We start from the raw sequence: 17,270 nt of genomic DNA on the forward strand, positions 1-17,270 counted from the left end.
AAACCACGGCAGGCCACTGACGATTCAATTGTTACTTCATGGCGTCCATTGTGCATCGGCGGATGCCACCCAGAAACGACATTGTATTGCAACACGGAAAAAAGACAGTTTGGTGATTCTTTGGGCGGAACTCACGCCCCGCGACCGGCCAGTCCATGAAATGTCGCTTCAACCATCGTCTCGACAATCTGTTCGTCCGAGAGCTTGCCATCGCGGCGAAGATACTCGACTGTCGGGTCGCACGAACGGGCGTATAGCGTGTAGACGATGACATCGTCGGGAACCGCGCGATTGATGTCGCCATCTTTCTTGGCTTCTTCAACCAGCGCATAGAACCGCTTGTTTACCTTGAGCGCGAGCGCCATGTATTCCAGGTTGAACAAAAGCGCGCGCTGCAGTGCGCCTCGCGTGGAAGGCAGGTGCGGGACACCGCCCCGCATGCGGTGTTGCAGCGACCAGCGCAGGATTTCTTCAAGACGCTTTGCTGCACGCCACTCCGTCGGCATTCCCTCCAGGACCTCAACAGTCTGGGCCAGCAGGCGGGTCATTACTGCCGCCGCCAGTTTTTCCTTGGACGAGAAATGCTTGTACAGGCTGCCCTTGGCAACTCCAACCGCATCTGCGACGTCATCCATGGTCATCAGGTCAAAACCCTTTTCCGATAATAGCCGGTTTACGGCGTCGAGGATGGCTTCTTCTCTGGCGTCAAACTGTTGTTTTTTAAATGGAATTTTTATCGTAAGCATTGTTGATTGACTTTATGTGAACTTATTGGTTCAATTGGTGACTTATCAGTCATGAAGTGACTTGGCAGGCCAATAATTCAATTGTGCCACCAATATGCAATGAATCCAAGTGTCAACGTTGGTGGGCTTTCGATGGCAATGAAAAGAATTGGAGCACGTAATGTGGAAGAGATTGACGATGCGGCTGGGTGTTCAAGTCGCACTGCTGTTATCCACCGGCTCAATGGCGCTACCCGCAATGGCAGTTGACGAGCCTGCATTTACGCTGATCGGGAAGAGCGGCCGAATTGAAGTGCGCGAGTATGCTGCCTACCTGGTGGCGGAAACACGGGTAAAAGCGGACTTTGCCGAGGCCGGCAATCTCGCCTTTCGTCCATTGTTCAACTACATTTCCGGCAACAATCGGCGGCAGGAAAAAATCGAAATGACCGCGCCGGTGAGCCAATCTGCCGGACGCGCCAGTGGTGAAAAGATCGACATGACCGCACCTGTGTCGCAGACACCTGTGTCGGAGGATGCCGGCCACTATGTCATCGCCTTCGTGATGCCGGGGCGCTATACGCGCGAAGCCATTCCGCTGCCAGATGATGATCGCGTCACCATCCGGGAAATCCCATCGCGGAAGATGGCGGTACTCAGCTATTCCGGCACGTGGAGTGCAGCACGCTACGGCGAACATGAACGGGTGCTCAGCGACGAGATCACCAAGGCGGGATGGCGTGCACGAGGCATGGTCGAATTTGCCCGCTATGACCCTCCTTTCATGCCCTGGTTTCTGCGGCGTAACGAAGTGATGGTTGAAGTCGAGCCACGCAATGTCGCGCGCAATTAGCTCCCTCCGCACCGACGCGCAGGGGCGAAAGGCAAAATGAAAATTGCCGTGATCGGTTCAGGTATTGCCGGCCTTTCCTGTGCGTGGCTGCTATCGCGCCATGCGGAAAGCGCGCATCAGGTCACGCTGTTCGAGCAGAACGACTATCTCGGCGGACATACGAACACGGTGGATGCCACGGTTGATGGCATTACTTTTCCCGTCGATACCGGATTCCTGGTTTTCAACGACTGGACCTATCCAAATTTAATTGCCATGTTGAAACACCTGAACGTCGCGGTCGCACCGTCAGACATGTCATTTGGCGTCAAATTGCTGGATACGAATGGAAGGGGAAAGCTGGAATGGTGCGGCTCGGACAAGCTCTCCACCGTGTTCGCACAACCCTCAAACCTGCTGAAACCCGCGTTCTGGGGAATGTTGCAAGAGATACTGCGCTTCAATCGCGCCTCCACCGCGCTGGCAGACACCAAGCAGGTGCTGCGCGGGACGCTGGGTGAGTATCTGCTGGCAAACAACTACGGCCATGCGTTTCGCGACTGGTATCTGAAACCGATGGCAGCGTGCATCTGGTCCACGCCGACGCAGAAAATAGACGATTTCCCCCTTGCCACATTTATCGCTTTCTGCCGCAACCACGGCCTGCTGTCGGTAAATGATCGTCCGCAGTGGCGCACCATCACTGGCGGCGCGCGCAACTACGTCCGAAAACTCGCCGTCGATATCCCGGATATCCGACTCAATTCGGGGTTGACGTGCGTCGCGCGCGATGAAGCGGGCATCACCGTCACCGCCCTTTCTGGCAACGAGCGGTTTGATCAGGTGGTATTCGCATGTCACACCGATCAGGCGTTGGTTCTCCTCGCCAACGCCAATACCAGCATCGACGCCGACAACCGGACGCGTGAGATCCTGTCGGGCATTCCTTATCAGGCCAATACGGCGGTGCTGCACACGGACCAGCGATTGCTGCCAGAACGCCCGCGAGCCTGGGCGGCCTGGAACTATACCGCCTGGGATTCGCAAGCGAAGCCGATTGCCAGAAACGCCGATGCAGACGCACCGGTTTCATTGTCTTACCTCCTCAACCGCCTTCAGCCGCTTCCCTTCACATCTCCCGTGATCGTGACCATGAATCCGTTGGTTGCGCCTGATCCGGCCAAGGTAATCAAGACCATGCGCTACGATCATCCGGTCTTTCTGGCGGAAAGCGCTGCGGCCAAGCGCGCACTGCGGCACCTCCAGGGCCGACAGCGCACGTGGTTTGCCGGTGCCTGGACGCGTTACGGGTTCCACGAAGATGGACTGATGTCGGGTATTGCGGTCGCAAAGGCGCTAGGTGCGACCGTGCCATGGACGACCGAGGTGCCTGCCGCAAATGACCTTTCGCGGTCGTACCCGGGCATCGACTCATGAGTATGTGGCCTGAAAATGCGCAGCCGGAATTGTGTCTGGGCAGCGTGTTCCACAAACGATTCCGTCCAGCGGAACACCAGTTTTCCTATGGCGTTTTTTTTCTACGCGTGCCGCTGTCGAGGCTCGATCAACTGGGCAATCGCTGGCTGTCGACGGATCGCTTCAATCTGCTGTCCTTCATGAAGCGTGACCATGGCCCTCGCGACGGCAGCAGCCTTGAGGTCTGGATGCGCGAACTTCTCAACCGAGAAGGTATCGACCGTGCCGACGGAGAGATCGTTTTGCAGACTTTCCCGCGACTGCTCGGCTATGTTTTCAATCCCATCAGCCTCTGGTATTGCTTCGATACACACGGACAGCTGCGCGCGGCACTTGCCGAGGTCAGCAACACCTTCGGCGAACGTCACAACTATCTGGTTGCCCACCCGGACCAGCGTCCCATCGCGGCAGGCGATTGGCTTACGTCACGCAAGGTGTTTCACGTCTCGCCGTTTTGCGAGGTGAAAGGCCACTATCGCTTCCGTTTTGAACAGATCGCCGGTCGCGCCTTCGCGCAGATTGACTATTACGACGCCATTGACACCGGCAGCGTCGACGATACGCGCGGAAACGACGCTGAAAGAATGATCGTCACCACCCTCCATGGCACGCCCGCGCCGCTGACGTCGCGCTCGGTACTACTTGCCTGTTTCAGCCACCCGTTGATGACGTTTGGCGTGGTGGCGCGTATTCACTGGCAGGCGCTGAAACTCTGGATGAAGCGCGTGCCATCTTTCACCAAGCCCGCGCCGCCTTCCATTCACACCACTCGTTAATTCACCCTAACCGCCATTCACTATTCACACCATGACTGCCACTGACCTCACCTCGCTGCCTATTGATGCCAAGTTGCCCGCCGTCGCAAGAGTCTTCTATGGACTGATGAAACGTCTCGAGACAGGCGCTCTTTCCTTTACGTCACCTGAAGGTTATACGACGCAGTTTCGGGGAAGGTGTCCAGGCCCGATCGCCGATATCAGGTTCGCTGATTGGGGCGTCGCGGGCGAGGTATTCAAGTCTGCCGAAATCGGTCTCGCGGAATGCTATCGTGACGGGCGCGTTTTCACGTCCGATCTCACCGCCTTCCTGACGCTTTGTACCGAAAACCAGAAAGCGCTCGAGAGTGTGTTCTATGGCAGGCCGCTGGTGGCATTGCTGTTCCGCATCAAACACCTGCTGCGGAGCAACACGAAGAATAACGCCAGAAAGAATATTCAATCCCACTACGACCTGTCGAATGACTTTTACCGGTTGTGGTTGGATGAGACCATGAGCTATTCGGCGCCGGTCTTCGAGGGCAATTTCTCGACGCCGATGGAAGTGGCGCAAATCGCCAAGTACGAACGCATGCTCACGGTGCTCGACCCAAAGCCCGGCGAGACGATTCTGGAACTAGGCTGCGGGTGGGGCGGTTTTGCGGAACATGCCGCGCGGACTCGCGGTGTGCATGTCACCGGTGTGACGCTATCGCGCGCGCAACTGGAATTTGCGGTCATACGCATCGCGGATGCCAAGCTCGATCATCTGGTGGACTTGCAGTTGATCGACTACCGCGATATTCGTGGCGAGTTTGATTACATCGTCTCGATTGAAATGTTCGAGGCGGTCGGCGAGCGTTACTGGCCGACCTATTTCAAAGTAGTTCGCGAGCGCCTGAAGTCAGGTGGTCGCGCGATGATTCAAACCATCACCATCGCCGAGGACGCATTCGCCCGCTACCGCGAGACCAGTGATTTCATTCGGGAATACATTTTTCCCGGCGGCATGCTGGTGCCGATTCCGCGTTTCATCGCCGGTGCGGAGGCGGCAGGATTATCGACTGGCGAGCCATATTGTTTCGGCATCGATTATGCGGAGACCCTGAAATGGTGGCTGCACCGAGTCAATGACCGCGCCAATCAGATCAAGCCGCTCGGTTTCGACGAAAAATTCCTGCAGCTCTGGCGGTTCTATCTCTGCTATTGCGAAGCCGCCTTCCGCTGCGGTCGGACCGACGTCATGCAGATCGAATTGAAAAAGTGACCCCATGATGGCGGCCCTGCGAAAAATGGCGCTGAGGACTTTGCTTGCGGCGTCGCTGGCAGGTGCCATGCCTGGCATCGCACAGATGCTGCCGGCGGTGGTAACGCGAGATGTGCCGGGGTTGACGCCGTTCGGCGAGGGCACGATGCGGTTTCTTGGCTTCAAGGTTTACGACGTGCGTCTGTGGACAGCCATGAAGTCGTTCACCCACATGGACCCGTTCGCGCTCGAACTGATCTACGACTTGTCGCTCAGCGGACGCGATATCGCCGAACGCAGCATCAAGGAAATGCGCGATCAGGGACATAACGACGAAGCAAAGTTGAAGCGCTGGGGCGAGGAGATGGTGAAGATATTTCCGGATATCAGGCAGGGCGACACACTGGTTGGTGTATCCGTGCCAGGGAAAGAAGCGCGATTCTACACACGCGAAAAGTTTATCGCCTCCGTCGCGGACCCGGAGTTTGCCCGCGCTTTCTTCGATATCTGGCTGTCGGAAAAGACCAGCGCGCCCGGCGTCCGCACCCGCCTGCTCGGCATGCCGGCAAAGTAGCTATCCCGATGCCGCAGACAGACTCGTTGGCCGCGCCGCCCGCCCACATTTCCTCCTGGCGGCTATTCGCCTATGGCCTCACGGCGCTGCCTCTGGCGATGGCAGCATTGCCCATCTATGTTCACGTGCCGAAGTTCTACGCTGACGTCATGGGCCTGAATCTGATCGCTATCGGCGGGCTATTGTTGGCTGCGCGCCTGTTCGATGCCGTGCAGGACCCGCTGCTCGGCTACTGGAGCGACCGAGCCCGCGATCGCCGGGGCGGCCGATGGCGCTGGGTGGTATTGGGAACGCCGTTTCTGGCGCTGGGCATGCTGGGCCTGTTTCGTCCGCCGCATTGGGACGCCGCCGCGCTGAGCGCATGGTTGATCGCAATGCTGATGCTGGTCTACACCGCATTCAGCATGTTGCAGATCAGTTATCAAGCTTATGGCGCGGAGATTTCCGATCATCCCGTCGCGCGCACGCGTGTCACCTCGATTCGCGAAGGGCTCGGGCTGGTTGGCGTCTTTCTGGCAGCGGCACTGCCGGAAGTGCTGTCGAAATCCATGGGCCCGCGTGACGGATACACGATCTTCGCCTATATTTTTGCGCCCTTGCTGTTGGCGATGGTCGTGGTGTCGATCAAGTTTTCCCCGCCGCCGGTTGCGCGTTCTCGTGTGTCGACCCACAGCGCCCTTCGCGCAATGACCACGCCGTTGAAAAACGCGCGATTCAACCACCTGCTGCTCATCTTTGTGTTTAACGGCATCGCGGCGTCGATACCGGCCACGCTCGTGCTGTTCTTTATTGAAGACGTTGTCCAGCGTGCGGATCTATCGGCTTATTTTCTGATCGTCTATTTCGCCGCCGGTGCGCTCGGCATGCCGCTGTGGGTGTGGCTATCCGCGCGCACCGGCAAGGGACGCGCATGGCTCATCGGCATGGTGCTGTCCATCGCCGCGTTCATCTGGGCATTCCTGCTCGGGCCGGGCGATGCAATGCCATTCATGCTGATCTGTGCCTTGTCCGGTCTGGGACTGGGTGCGGACCTCGCATTGCCACCATCGATCCTGGCGGACGTGATCGACGATGATGAGCGCAGGCACCTTGGTCGCCTGGAGGGCGCGTATTTCGGGCTGTGGAATCTGGTGACGAAAATGAATCTGGCGCTCGCGGCGGGCATCGCACTGCCGGTGTTGGCGCTGCTCGGCTACCAGTCGCGGCTGACCACCGACCCGCAAGCGCTGATTTACCTGGCGGCCGTGTATGCGCTGTTGCCGTGTGCATTGAAGGCCATCGCGGCGCTGTTTCTGGTGCGGTCGCCGTTTTTCTCGCCGGCAGCGGTTGGCGATCCAATCCCTACGGAAGCGACATCATGATGAAAAAAATGTTTGCCATGTGTCTCGTCGTGCTGCTGGCGGGCTGCGAAACCATCGCGCCAATCGACTACATCAAGGAAACGCCAAAACTCGATCTCTCGACCTATTTCAATGGCAAGGTCGACGGTTGGGGCATGGTGCAGGACCGCTCCGGAAAAGTGTTAAGGCGCATGGTGGTAGAGATGGATTGCACATGGAATGGCAACGAAGGCGTGCTCGATGAATCGTTTCGCTGGTCGGATGGCAAGACGGAAAAACGTGTGTGGAAAATTCGCAAGGACGGAGATCGCTATGTCGGCACCGCTGCCGATGTGGTCGGTGAAGCGCAAGGCGTGGCGGCCGGCAATGCGCTGCAGTGGCGCTACAAGTTGCGGCTGCCGGACGATGTCGGCGGCTACGAAATGAACATGGACGACTGGATGTGGATGATCGACGACAAGACGCTGACCAATCGCACCGCCATGAGCAAGCTCGGCGTGCAGTTTGCCGAGATCACAATTTTCTTTCGCAAGCGGTAGTTGCGGCGGCAGGCGCGTGAACCATAGAAGACGCAAAGGCAAAAACGGTCGTGGAAGCGAGAGGGACGCTCTTTACCCTCCTTGTTTTCTGTGGCGCGGAAGTTTTTGTTGATGACATCAGGATTCAAACACCAGCGCGGGCGGGGCTTCCGGGCCGAAAATGGCTGGAAAGCCGCGCCAGTCATGGTGTTTTGATCATTTATTTGCAAGGCAGAAACAGGTTCAAAGAATCAATATGTCCCTCAACAACAAAATTGCTGACTGGTCGAATAGGCGCGTGTGGATTGTTGGCGCATCCACCGGCATCGGCGCTGCGCTGGCCGTTCAGTTGCATGGCCTGGGCGCCAGGGTCGCGGTGTCGGCGCGCAGCGAAGACAAACTGAATGAGATGGTCAAGCGCCTTGGGCCATCGCAGTCCCTCGCCTTGCCGCTGGACATTACGCAGGTAGAGACCATCAAGAGGGCCGAGGAAAAATTGGTCGGAGCGTGGGGCGGCTATGATCTGGTTATTTTCATGGCGGGCGACTACGCGGCCATGCGTGCGTGGGAAATTGATCTGGCGCTTGCCAGGCGGATGGTGTCGATCAACTGGGAGGGTTTTCTCAATGGCCTGTCAGTGGTAATACCCCGGTTCATGAACCAGGGATCTGGCGGGATCGCGCTGGTATCCAGCGTCGCCGGCTATCGCGGTTTGCCGAATAGCCTGGTGTACGGGCCGACCAAGGCAGCGCTGATTAACCTGGCCGAGACGCTGTACATCGACCTCAAAGAGAAGGGCCTCGATGTATACCTCATTTGTCCAGGATTCGTGAAGACGCCGATGACCGACAAGAACGATTTCAAGATGCCATACCTGATCACGCCGGAAGCGGCCGCGGCGGAAATCATCAAGGGATTCCGCAAAGGCGAATTCGAGATTCACTTTCCAAAAGCGTTCACGCGCTTGCTGAAGGCCTTGCGTCAGTTGCCGTACTCGTTGTATTTTCCGGTCATCAAGCGATCAACAAAATCATGACCATGCGTAGCGACCCCCTGCACAGGCTTGTTCACTACTGGCAGACATTGACGCCGGAGACGGTTGCGTCAATTGCCGACGTCTATACCGAAGATGCTTGTTTTCGCGATCCGTTCAACGACGTGACCGGCATCGAGGCAATCAAGCATATCTTTGCCGACATGTTTGTGCGCCTGGAAGGGCCGCGCTTCACCATCATTGAGACGATTGAACAGGATCACGGCGCGATGCTGATCTGGGACTTTGATTTCCGCATCAGGACGCTCAAGCCCGAACAGCACCGTCGAATACACGGTGCCTCCCACATTCGCTTTGCAGTGGATGGGCGCGTCCACTATCACCGCGACTACTGGGATGCGGCCGGCGAATTGTACGAGCAGTTACCGGTCGTGGGCGGGCTAATGCGGTTTCTGAAAAAACGCATGGGATAACACCGGTCTTTCGCATGGCGAAAAATGGCATCGGTCGGTGGCAAAGGTTGTATTGCTACGCCTTTTGCAGAATAAATACATGACCTTTGAGAGGTATTCCGTTTTCGGTTCGTATTCGGGTGTCAACGCGTTTTGTCACGGCAAAAGCATGATCATCCGCCAGTCGCTCTATGTACCGAGTGCCGTGGGCATAGCGTCCAGTGGGCAGCAAGAAATAGTCCTGCTCAAGGCCGGCCGGGGTCTCGGTCGAGAAGGCAAAACGCCCGCCGCCAGTCAGTCGTGCCGCGACAAGTGCAAATATTTCTTCCAGGCGACCGAGATAAATAAGCACATCAGTTGCGGTTATCAGGTCAAACTCGTCAAGCGTACCGGAGAGGTAGGTTTCAAGGTTGTTTTCAGTCAGCTCGTCGTAGAGGTTTCGGTCACGCGCCTTCGCAAGCATCGCGCCAGACAGATCCACCCCCACCAATTTTGCGGCGAACGGACGTACCTCCTGGCCAAACAGCCCGGTGCCGCAGCCCAGGTCGAGGGCATTGGGTAGCCGCGAGTGTTGTGCCGCAAAGCCTGTCAACCAGGCGTTCAATTCCGTCATCAGCAGTGCCGGTATTCGATAACCCAGCCGTTGTGCAAGGTGCTCGTCGAACGTGGCTGCCATGCCTGCGTAGAGCCGTTCCACCATTGCGTGCGGCGCAGCGACGGGCTGGTCGCCACGATAGTGCGCAAGCTTGAATTGGGCAGTCGAATGCGCAGCGTCAAGTACCAGCACCTGCTTCACACAGGCAATGGCGCGCGCGTCATCACCGGACAAGTGGCGGCATTCGGCCAGGTCGAGCCACGCATCAAGGTGTGCGGAATCGTGCTCGACGACCGATTCAAAACATTGCGCCGCGAGCGAGAGCTGTTGGCCGCGCAGATGATGAAGGCCAAGCCCGTAATGCGCATTGGCCATGCACGGATTGATGGACAACGCGCGGCGGTAGCACGCCTCCGCCGAATCTAGCGCGGCTAGTTCGACAAGCACGTTGGCCAGATTGACGAGCGCCTCGGGAAACTGCGGATGATGCGCAATTGCCGCTTCAAACGCACGCCGCGCCCCTTGCCAGTCATGCTTCTGTTGCAGCAACACGCCAAGGTTGTAATGGGCGAGCGGGTAGCGAGGCTCCATGCGCAGTGCTTGACGGTAAAGCGATTCCGCGCGCTCGAAAGCGTTCATTTGGAAGTGCGCGAGCCCGGTCTGCAGCAGCCAAAGCGGATTGCGGCGATTTGCTGCGAGGGCAAACTCGAAATGCCCGATGGCCGCAGGCAAGTCACCGCTGCGCTGTTCGATAATGCCCAGCCAGAATCTCAGTGGCGCCTGTCGCGCCGGTTCCGTCACCGAGGCAAGAAATCGATTGCAGTCGGCCCGCGCACCACCAAGATCGCCGCGACGGATCTTCTCGCCGACGGCATGAATGGTCTCTTGGTCGGGTGCCGTCGCCACACGCGAGCCGCTATTTCTTCGGTGCGGACTCGATATATTCGAATACCTTCACCACGCGCGCCACCCCGCTCGTGGTGCGCGCAAGCTCCGCCGCGGCATCTCCTTCGTCACGCGTGACAATGCCCATCAGGAACACGGTGCTGGCTTCCGTGACCACCTTCACGTGATTGGCGGAGAATTTGCCGTTGCTGATGAAGCGCGCTTTTGTGTTGGTGGTCGTCAGGCTGTCGCTGCTGCGCGCGGCCAGCGAGGCATTACCGGCGACCGCCAGTTCATTGGTGACGTTCTTGACGCTGGGAATGCCCCGCACCGCTTGCTCAATATCCTTCTTCATCTGCTCGCTCGGCACTTCGCCGGTCAGCAGCACCGATAAATTGAAGCTGGTGACGTTGACATGCGCGTCGTTGAAGCGATCGATCAGGCGCGCACGCGCTTTCCACTCGATATTTTCGTCCTCGATATAGATACCTGCCGATCGGCGGTCATCGACCAGCATCACGGTGGCACCGATGCCGGTGGCGGCGAGCGTGAAACACCCCTGCAAAACCAGCGTAGAGGCAGCGACGACAAACAGGGCAGCAATTTTCATCGGTGAGCGCATTATTTTTCTCCAAACATGAGGTTATCAATGGCATCGCAGAGGCAATGCAGGGTTAATAGATGAACTTCCTGAATGCGCGTGGTCACTTGCGAATCGACGTTGAGCAGGACATCTCCCGACTGCATCAGGCTCGCGATCTTTCCGCCGCTGCGGCCGGTCATGCCGACCACATGCATGCCTTTCGCATGCGCCGCTGCGATGGCGGCGACGACGTTTTTTGAATTGCCACTGGTGGAAATGCCGAACAGGATGTCGCCCGGCATGCCGAGTGCGCGCACCTGCTTCGAAAAGATTTCATCGAACGAATAATCGTTGGCAACCGCGGTGAGAATCGAGCTGTCGGTGGTCAACGCGACGGCGGCAAGCGGTTCGCGCTCACGCTCAAAGCGGCCCACCAGTTCCGCAGCGAAGTGCTGCGAATCGCCCGCTGAACCGCCATTACCGCACGAGAGAATTTTTCCGCCTTGCCGGAGGCAATCCACCATTGCGTGTGAAGCCGCCGCGATGTGCGGGGTCAGTGCCGCCACGACGCGCTGTTTGGTTTCGATACTGTCCTGAAAGTGGCGTGATATGCGAGCTTCAATATTTATCATGGGCAGATTTTACGCTTCAAACGCATTGGGCAGCCATTCGACATCGTTCACATGCAACCCGTTCAATAGCACCGCATCGAATCGGCAAAGGGGAAGCTGTTTCATGCCGGCAAGGTAATGCTGTGCCGCGGCGATCAGGCGTGCCTGTTTGGTGGGCGTGATGCTGGCGGCGGGGCCGCCGAAATCATTGCCTTTGTGGCGTCGACGCAAGCGCACCTCGACAAACACCAGTGTGGCGTCCTGCTGCATGACCAGATCAATCTCGCCGAATCGGCAACGATAATTGCGCGCGACCAGCGTCAGCCCGCGCTTGATCAGAAAACTTTCAGCGATACGCTCGGCGCTGTCGCCTGTCTGTTTGGTCGTGAACAGCCGCGACAGCATGATGCGTTGGGCGCTATTCGACGGGCTTGAACAACGCCGGCCGGCCATCGCGCATTTCCCCGGAAGCCAGCATTCGCACAAACTGATGACCCTCCAGGGTGATGCGTCCGGTGACACCGTCGAGTGCGGGAGCGCCCTTCGGTTTGTCGGTGCGGGCGACCAGTTGCGCGAGCCGCCAGGCGTCGATGCCGAGCGCATACAGCCGCTCGTAGTCGATCGGCATTGACTCAACAGGCTTCGAATATGCCATTACTGCCGGATGGTCGGGTTGCACGAACCAGGGCATCTCCATGAAGCGCACGCTCTCCAGATCGAGGTTTTCCACCGCTTCGGCGCGCGGATCGATGGTCATTGAGGTCGAGAAGACGGGCATGCCGGGTGGCAGGTAGGGGCGGGCGACACGCGCCACTTTCATTTCCGCGGCAAGGAAGACGACATCGGCGGTGGCCCTTTCCATGGTGGCGGCGATGCGTGGTCCTTCACTCAGGTCGCCGCTGACTACGAGGCGGGCCGCGATTTCGCCACCCAATCGAATCCATTCTTTCTCAAAACTGTCCTGCACCCGTTTGGCCAAAGGTGTACCGGCGGTCACGACCGCCACGCGACGCAAGCCTTCATTGGCGGCCGTGCGAGCGGCGAGGCGCGCCTCCCAATCCAGATTAAGGGAGATATAGAAAAACCGATCCGGGAGATCGCGGTCATTTGGGCCCGCGTCGACGGGTGCATTCAGCGCCAGGCTGGGCAGGTAACCGGATTCTTTCACCATGATATTCGCGCCATCGCGCGTCACGCCGCCGACAATCGCCATCGCGCCGTCCGCGGTGGCTTTGCGATATTGGGTGGCCAGTGACGCCGTATCGTCGTCCGCCGTATAGACACGAAATGGTGCGGCGTTTTTGCCATCCGCATTGGCGCCCGCCAGAAAACCTTGCTTCACGGCATCGGCGACCTTGCCAAAGGTTTTGGACCCGAGGGGCAGGATCAGCGCGATATGTGGCAGTGGCGGCAATACTTTTTGTGGTGGAACCATTTCGGGCTTTGCCGCGTTGCCATCTTTGAATTCTTCCATGGCGGAAGGCGCGGCTTCAGGATTGATTGATGCCACCACGGGTGCCTGATTGGCGGGCGCCGCGGGCGTCGTTTGTGCGGCGGCCGCACCCGAGCCGGTCTTGGGCGTGCTTGCAGGTTTGACCCCATGCGTCGACAATGTCTGCGCGCAGGCTGTCAGCAGCAGAAACAGCGCCGCCGTCATTCCCTTTATAAAAAGTTGTTCAATGCGCGTCGCGCGGCAGGAAGTGTAAATCGTGATCTCCCGGCAGGAAGCAAAAATGGAATGTGCATTATATGTGGTTGCCACACCCATCGGGAATCTGGGCGATATCACATTGCGTGCGCTGGAAACGCTGAAAGCGGTCGGTGTGATCGCCGCCGAAGACACGCGCATGACCCGGAATCTGCTCAGTCATTTCGGCATCAATACGCGCATGATCGCCGTGCACGAACACAACGAACGCAATGCCGCGCAAGGCATCATTAATCTTTTGCAGCAAGGCCAGGCGGTGGCGCTGGTGACCGATGCGGGAACTCCTGCCGTCTCGGACCCCGGTGCAATAGTCGTCGCGGCCGTGCACGCGGCAGGGCTGAAGGTGGTGCCCATCCCGGGTGCATCCGCGCTGATTGCCGCGATCTCGGCGAGCGGGGAAGGCGAGCATGGCTTCGCGTTTCACGGTTTTTTGCCGGCAACGGCAGGAGAAAGAAAGAAGGCATTGATCCGGCTGAAGTCATCGACGGAAACGCTGGTGTTCTACGAATCGCCGCATCGCATCGTCGAATGTATTACTTCGTTGCATGAGGTCTTCGCGGACACGCGCGAACTCATCATCTGCCGCGAACTGACGAAGAAATTCGAAACCATCCATCGTGCCAAATTGGCCGATGCGGTCGCTTGGCTCGAGGCGGATGACAACAATCGGCGCGGCGAATTCGTGCTGATATTGTCAAAACCAAGCACTGGTGCGGCTTCCGGGGCGGAAATGGCCCAGGAGCAAGCGCTGGAGCGGACTTTGACTATTTTGTGTGCTGAATTGCCGGTTAAGCAGGCAGTGGCGCTGGCGGTGAAGCTGACGGGGGAGAAGAAGAACAAGGTGTATGAGATGGCGCTGGCGATTCGCGAACAAGGCCCTTCTCCGTCGGGAGAAGGGTTGGAATGAAAGGGCGGCGCGCAAAAATACGCAAGTGCTACGCACCCGCGCAGCGCAGACCCGCGCGATCGGGCAGCGGCTCCCTATAATTACAGTATGAACGAGCTCACCCTTACCCGCCCTGACGACTGGCACCTACATCTTCGCGATGGCGACGCGATGAAAGCTGTGTTGCCTCACACCGCGCTGCAGTTCGCCCGCGCCATTATCATGCCGAACCTGAAGCCGCCGGTACGCACTGTCGATGAGGCGCGCGCCTATCGCGATCGCATCCTGGATGTGCTGCCCATCCGATATTTGTTTGAGCCGTTGATGACGCTCTATCTCACGGACAACACGCCGCCAGAGGAAATCGTGCGCGGGGCGCAAAGCGGCTTTGTAAAGGCGATCAAATACTATCCCGCCGGCGCCACCACCAATTCCGATTCCGGCGTGACCGATATCCGCAAATGCGATGCCGTATTCGCGGCGATGCAGGAGGCGCAATTGCCGCTGCTGCTGCACGGCGAGGTCACCGGCGATGAGATCGACGTATTCGACCGTGAGCAGATTTTCATTGAGCGGCACCTCATGCCGTTGACGCGGCGGTTCCCGAAATTGCGCATCGTGCTGGAACACATCACCACCGCGAATGCCGTGAAATTCGTGCTGACGGCGAGTGAGAATGTGGCCGCCACCATTACGCCGCAGCACCTCCTGTACAGCCGCAATGCCATATTCAAAGGCGGCATCCGGCCGCACTACTACTGCTTGCCGATTCTCAAACGTGAAGAACATCGTCTCGCGTTGCTGAAGGTCGCGACCAGCGGCAATCCAAAGTTTTTTCTTGGCACCGACAGTGCGCCACACGCCCGCAACACCAAGGAAACCTGCTGCGGCGCGGCGGGATGCTACTCGGCATTCCATGCCATGGAGCTCTACGCCGAGGCGTTCGATCGCGTGAATGCGCTCGACAAACTTGAAGCCTTCGCCAGTTTTCACGGCGCCGATTTCTATCGCCTGCCGCGCAATACGGGCACCATCACGCTGAGGAAGGAATCCTGGACCGTGCCCGACAAGGTTTCGTTCCTCGAATCGGGGCTCGTGCCGCTCGCCGCCGGTGAGCCGCTCGCGTGGCGCATGGCGTAGAGGCATGAAGGTCGCGACAGTCGTGCCGATGGCGTGGCACGCCGCGACAAGTGCGCTGGCGGCCCCGTTCTTCGATGGCGTGCGCCCGGTGTTGCGTGAACTGGAAAGTATGGATAACACTGCGTGGCCAACGCATGAACAGCTGAATACACTGGCAGCGAAAAGGAAAATCACCAACGCCTGGGCCAAGCCGGTGCGCTTTGTGCCGCCACCCGACGACTCGATATCCGCGATGCGTTACGAGACAGAGATCGCCGCCACCGGCGAAGTGCCCACGCGCGAAAACTGGCACGATCTCTTCAATGCGATGCAGTGGATTGCTTTCCCGCACCACAAATCCGCTATCAACGCGCAGCATGCACGCCTCCTTGCGGCGGGCGGCGCGGTCGAAGCCTCGGCACGCTCAGTGCGTCGTGACGTACTCACCATGTTCGATGAAAGTGGCGTCATCGTCGCCAGCGCGGATGCGTCGCTGCTTCAATTGATCCGCAATTTCCAATGGCGCGAACTATTCGTCCTCCGGCGCGATGAGGTCATCGCCAACATGCGTTTCATGTTGGTCGGCCACGGCCTGATGGAAAAATCACTGTCGCCTTTTATTGGCATCACCGCAAAGGCGATGCTGCTGGAGAGTGTTGCGACCACAACCGAGCTTGATCGCGCGGCGGCGGATTGGCTGATGGATGATAACCACCTCACCGAATCGCACCACCTCGCGCCATTGCCACTACTGGGTATTCCGGGCTGGGATGCGCGCAATGAATCAGCAGCGTTCTACGACGACACAACCTACTTTCGCGCCGGTCGCCGCCGTTAAAACACGCGCAGGGTGGGCGCGCTACGCTTTGCCCACCTTGCAAATGCAGCGCTACCCAGGATCTCGTTGTCGATGAGACGCTTGTCTCCGCCCAGGATGACAGTATCGTCATTCGGGGTCGTCGATACCCGCATGCGATAATGCCCTCGGAAGCGCGCCAGACGGTCGCTGCATGCTAGTCATGTAGAGGAAAGTCCGGACTCCACAGGGCAGGGTAGTGGGTAACACCCATCCACCGTGAGGTGAGGATCAGAGCAACAGAGACGAGTCGCCGTTTGCTGCGACCAACGAGCGGCGCAAGCCGCGAGTTTGTCTCAACAGCAAACGGCGGGTGAAACGGGCAATCTCTACCTGGAGCAATACCAAATAGGCAGGCGTTGACGTGTGTCCCGCGGAGCCTGCGGGTAGGTAGCTTGAGGCGCGCGGTAACGTGCGTCCCAGAGGAATGGCCGTCATAGCACGCAAGTGCCGTAACAGAATCCGGCTTATCGGTGCGCTTCCACTTTTCCGCCGATTGGAATTGAGGTTTCACTACAAAATAGTGAAAGGCGGTTTTCGGCCAACGTCGGCCCCATCAGGCGCATTTGCCATGGCTCAGGTCCTTGACACGCGAAGGTCTTGGGCAATAACCGGCATACGATTGTGAGCGCGGTGCCCGTCCAGTTCGTGATGCAGATGCCGGAATCCCATCTGGCGTCGTTTAATGGCGGCCATGTGATATTGCAGCACCATGCGCAGGTTGCCCGAGATGGGCATACGCAACGCCTGTTGATACGCATTGAACGAGGCATCTTCGCGGCGTTTGCAGGCATCGATAATTTCGAAGTCGTTGCGTTCGCGCCAACAGGTCGCCAGCCACGCCCATGCCCGCGCGACGGGCGCGAAACAGTATTGCCGGAAAGGTCTCCGTCCTGTGCGATAGAGAATCGAAATGTCTTCGAGTTCGTCGGCACGTTCACTGCAAACGACCGCGCAGGACACGGAGTAGGCGGTCAACGTCAGATCGTTGGCATACTCGGCTGCCGTTCGATAAGCTGCGTCATCATCGCGCGCCTTCTCGGCCAAGTGATCTAGGATTTGAGCGATTGTCGCGAGCTTCATGGATTGGCCTTCATTCACTTGCCGCGCGGCGC

Annotated in this window: 20 protein-coding genes and 1 other RNA gene; 13 read left to right on the forward strand and 8 right to left on the reverse strand. The window is 58.4% G+C overall.

Going from position 1 to position 17,270, the window contains the following annotated elements:
* Positions 1-131 precede the first annotated feature (131 nt).
* Complete coding sequence (locus IPP88_01230; GenBank protein MBL0121390.1) at positions 132-746, reverse strand: TetR/AcrR family transcriptional regulator; 615 nt, start codon at positions 744-746, stop codon at positions 132-134.
* Between the two features lie 238 nt (positions 747-984).
* On the opposite strand from IPP88_01230, the gene IPP88_01235 reads away from it, so the two are divergent.
* The 9 genes from IPP88_01235 to IPP88_01275 all read left to right on the forward strand — a co-directional run bounded on the left by IPP88_01235 (position 985) and on the right by IPP88_01275 (position 8,933).
* Positions 985-1,578: a heme-binding protein gene (locus IPP88_01235; protein MBL0121391.1), complete on the forward strand. Its 594-nt coding sequence runs from the start codon at positions 985-987 to the stop codon at positions 1,576-1,578.
* Positions 1,579-1,614: 36 nt separating this feature from the next.
* Positions 1,615-2,994, forward strand: a complete 1,380-nt coding sequence (locus IPP88_01240) for an FAD-dependent oxidoreductase (protein ID MBL0121392.1) — start codon at positions 1,615-1,617, stop codon at positions 2,992-2,994.
* A 2-nt stretch (positions 2,995-2,996) separates the two neighbouring features.
* A complete protein-coding gene (locus tag IPP88_01245; GenBank protein MBL0121393.1) occupies positions 2,997-3,809 on the forward strand; it encodes a DUF1365 domain-containing protein in 813 nt (270 codons plus the stop codon).
* A 31-nt stretch (positions 3,810-3,840) separates the two neighbouring features.
* Positions 3,841-5,055, forward strand: a complete 1,215-nt coding sequence (locus IPP88_01250) for a class I SAM-dependent methyltransferase (protein ID MBL0121394.1) — start codon at positions 3,841-3,843, stop codon at positions 5,053-5,055.
* 4 nt (positions 5,056-5,059) lie between these two features.
* Positions 5,060-5,608: a chalcone isomerase family protein gene (locus tag IPP88_01255; protein MBL0121395.1), complete on the forward strand. Its 549-nt coding sequence runs from the start codon at positions 5,060-5,062 to the stop codon at positions 5,606-5,608.
* 8 nt (positions 5,609-5,616) lie between these two features.
* Positions 5,617-6,969: an MFS transporter gene (locus IPP88_01260; protein ID MBL0121396.1), complete on the forward strand. Its 1,353-nt coding sequence runs from the start codon at positions 5,617-5,619 to the stop codon at positions 6,967-6,969.
* Positions 6,969-7,487 (forward strand): DUF3833 domain-containing protein, encoded by a 519-nt coding sequence (locus IPP88_01265; GenBank protein MBL0121397.1) that lies wholly within the window; start codon positions 6,969-6,971, stop codon positions 7,485-7,487. Before IPP88_01260 ends, IPP88_01265 begins: the two co-directional genes overlap by 1 nt.
* 235 nt (positions 7,488-7,722) lie before the next feature.
* Positions 7,723-8,502 carry an SDR family NAD(P)-dependent oxidoreductase gene (locus IPP88_01270; protein MBL0121398.1) on the forward strand — a complete coding sequence of 260 codons (780 nt, stop codon included), beginning with the start codon at positions 7,723-7,725 and terminating at the stop codon, positions 8,500-8,502.
* Positions 8,499-8,933: a nuclear transport factor 2 family protein gene (locus tag IPP88_01275; GenBank protein ID MBL0121399.1), complete on the forward strand. Its 435-nt coding sequence runs from the start codon at positions 8,499-8,501 to the stop codon at positions 8,931-8,933. The genes IPP88_01270 and IPP88_01275 overlap by 4 nt, the downstream gene beginning before the upstream one ends.
* A 55-nt stretch (positions 8,934-8,988) precedes the next feature.
* Here the strand turns inward: IPP88_01275 and IPP88_01280 are convergent, their stop codons facing one another.
* Genes IPP88_01280 through IPP88_01300 form a run of 5 tightly spaced genes read right to left on the reverse strand, consistent with a single transcriptional unit; the run spans position 8,989 to position 13,243 of the window.
* Positions 8,989-10,413, reverse strand: coding sequence for a tetratricopeptide repeat protein (locus IPP88_01280; GenBank protein MBL0121400.1), 1,425 nt, complete (start codon positions 10,411-10,413; stop codon positions 8,989-8,991).
* Positions 10,414-10,423: 10 nt separating this feature from the next.
* Positions 10,424-11,014 carry a BON domain-containing protein gene (locus IPP88_01285; protein ID MBL0121401.1) on the reverse strand — a complete coding sequence of 197 codons (591 nt, stop codon included), beginning with the start codon at positions 11,012-11,014 and terminating at the stop codon, positions 10,424-10,426.
* Positions 11,014-11,604, reverse strand: coding sequence for a phosphoheptose isomerase (locus IPP88_01290; GenBank protein ID MBL0121402.1), 591 nt, complete (start codon positions 11,602-11,604; stop codon positions 11,014-11,016). The genes IPP88_01285 and IPP88_01290 overlap by 1 nt, the downstream gene beginning before the upstream one ends.
* Positions 11,605-11,616: 12 nt before the next feature.
* The gene (locus tag IPP88_01295) at positions 11,617-11,991 is read right to left on the reverse strand and encodes a YraN family protein (GenBank protein MBL0121403.1); all 375 of its coding nucleotides are present in this window, start codon (positions 11,989-11,991) and stop codon (positions 11,617-11,619) included.
* Positions 11,992-12,004: 13 nt separating this feature from the next.
* Positions 12,005-13,243, reverse strand: coding sequence for a penicillin-binding protein activator (locus IPP88_01300; GenBank protein ID MBL0121404.1), 1,239 nt, complete (start codon positions 13,241-13,243; stop codon positions 12,005-12,007).
* 76 nt (positions 13,244-13,319) lie between these two features.
* Between IPP88_01300 and rsmI the strand changes: the two genes are divergently transcribed.
* From rsmI to IPP88_01315, 3 genes are all read left to right on the forward strand, one after another.
* Positions 13,320-14,201: a 16S rRNA (cytidine(1402)-2'-O)-methyltransferase gene (rsmI, locus tag IPP88_01305; protein MBL0121405.1), complete on the forward strand. Its 882-nt coding sequence runs from the start codon at positions 13,320-13,322 to the stop codon at positions 14,199-14,201.
* Positions 14,202-14,288: 87 nt separating this feature from the next.
* Positions 14,289-15,320, forward strand: a complete 1,032-nt coding sequence (pyrC, locus tag IPP88_01310) for a dihydroorotase (protein MBL0121406.1) — start codon at positions 14,289-14,291, stop codon at positions 15,318-15,320.
* Positions 15,321-15,324: 4 nt separating this feature from the next.
* Complete coding sequence (locus IPP88_01315; protein ID MBL0121407.1) at positions 15,325-16,137, forward strand: DUF3025 domain-containing protein; 813 nt, start codon at positions 15,325-15,327, stop codon at positions 16,135-16,137.
* On the opposite strand, the gene IPP88_01320 is transcribed toward IPP88_01315, so the two are convergent.
* Complete coding sequence (locus IPP88_01320; GenBank protein MBL0121408.1) at positions 16,134-16,271, reverse strand: hypothetical protein; 138 nt, start codon at positions 16,269-16,271, stop codon at positions 16,134-16,136. The two genes, IPP88_01315 and IPP88_01320, sit on opposite strands and share 4 nt — an antisense overlap.
* Before the next feature lie 15 nt (positions 16,272-16,286).
* On the opposite strand from IPP88_01320, the gene rnpB reads away from it, so the two are divergent.
* Positions 16,287-16,641: RNase P RNA component class A (gene rnpB, locus IPP88_01325), an RNA gene on the forward strand.
* 90 nt (positions 16,642-16,731) lie between these two features.
* On the opposite strand, the gene IPP88_01330 is transcribed toward rnpB, so the two are convergent.
* Positions 16,732-17,238 carry a DUF2383 domain-containing protein gene (locus IPP88_01330; protein MBL0121409.1) on the reverse strand — a complete coding sequence of 169 codons (507 nt, stop codon included), beginning with the start codon at positions 17,236-17,238 and terminating at the stop codon, positions 16,732-16,734.
* Between the last annotated feature and the right edge of the window lie 32 nt (positions 17,239-17,270).

The organism is Betaproteobacteria bacterium (assembly GCA_016720925.1).
In the GTDB taxonomy this organism is placed as follows: domain Bacteria; phylum Pseudomonadota; class Gammaproteobacteria; order Burkholderiales; family Usitatibacteraceae; genus UKL13-2.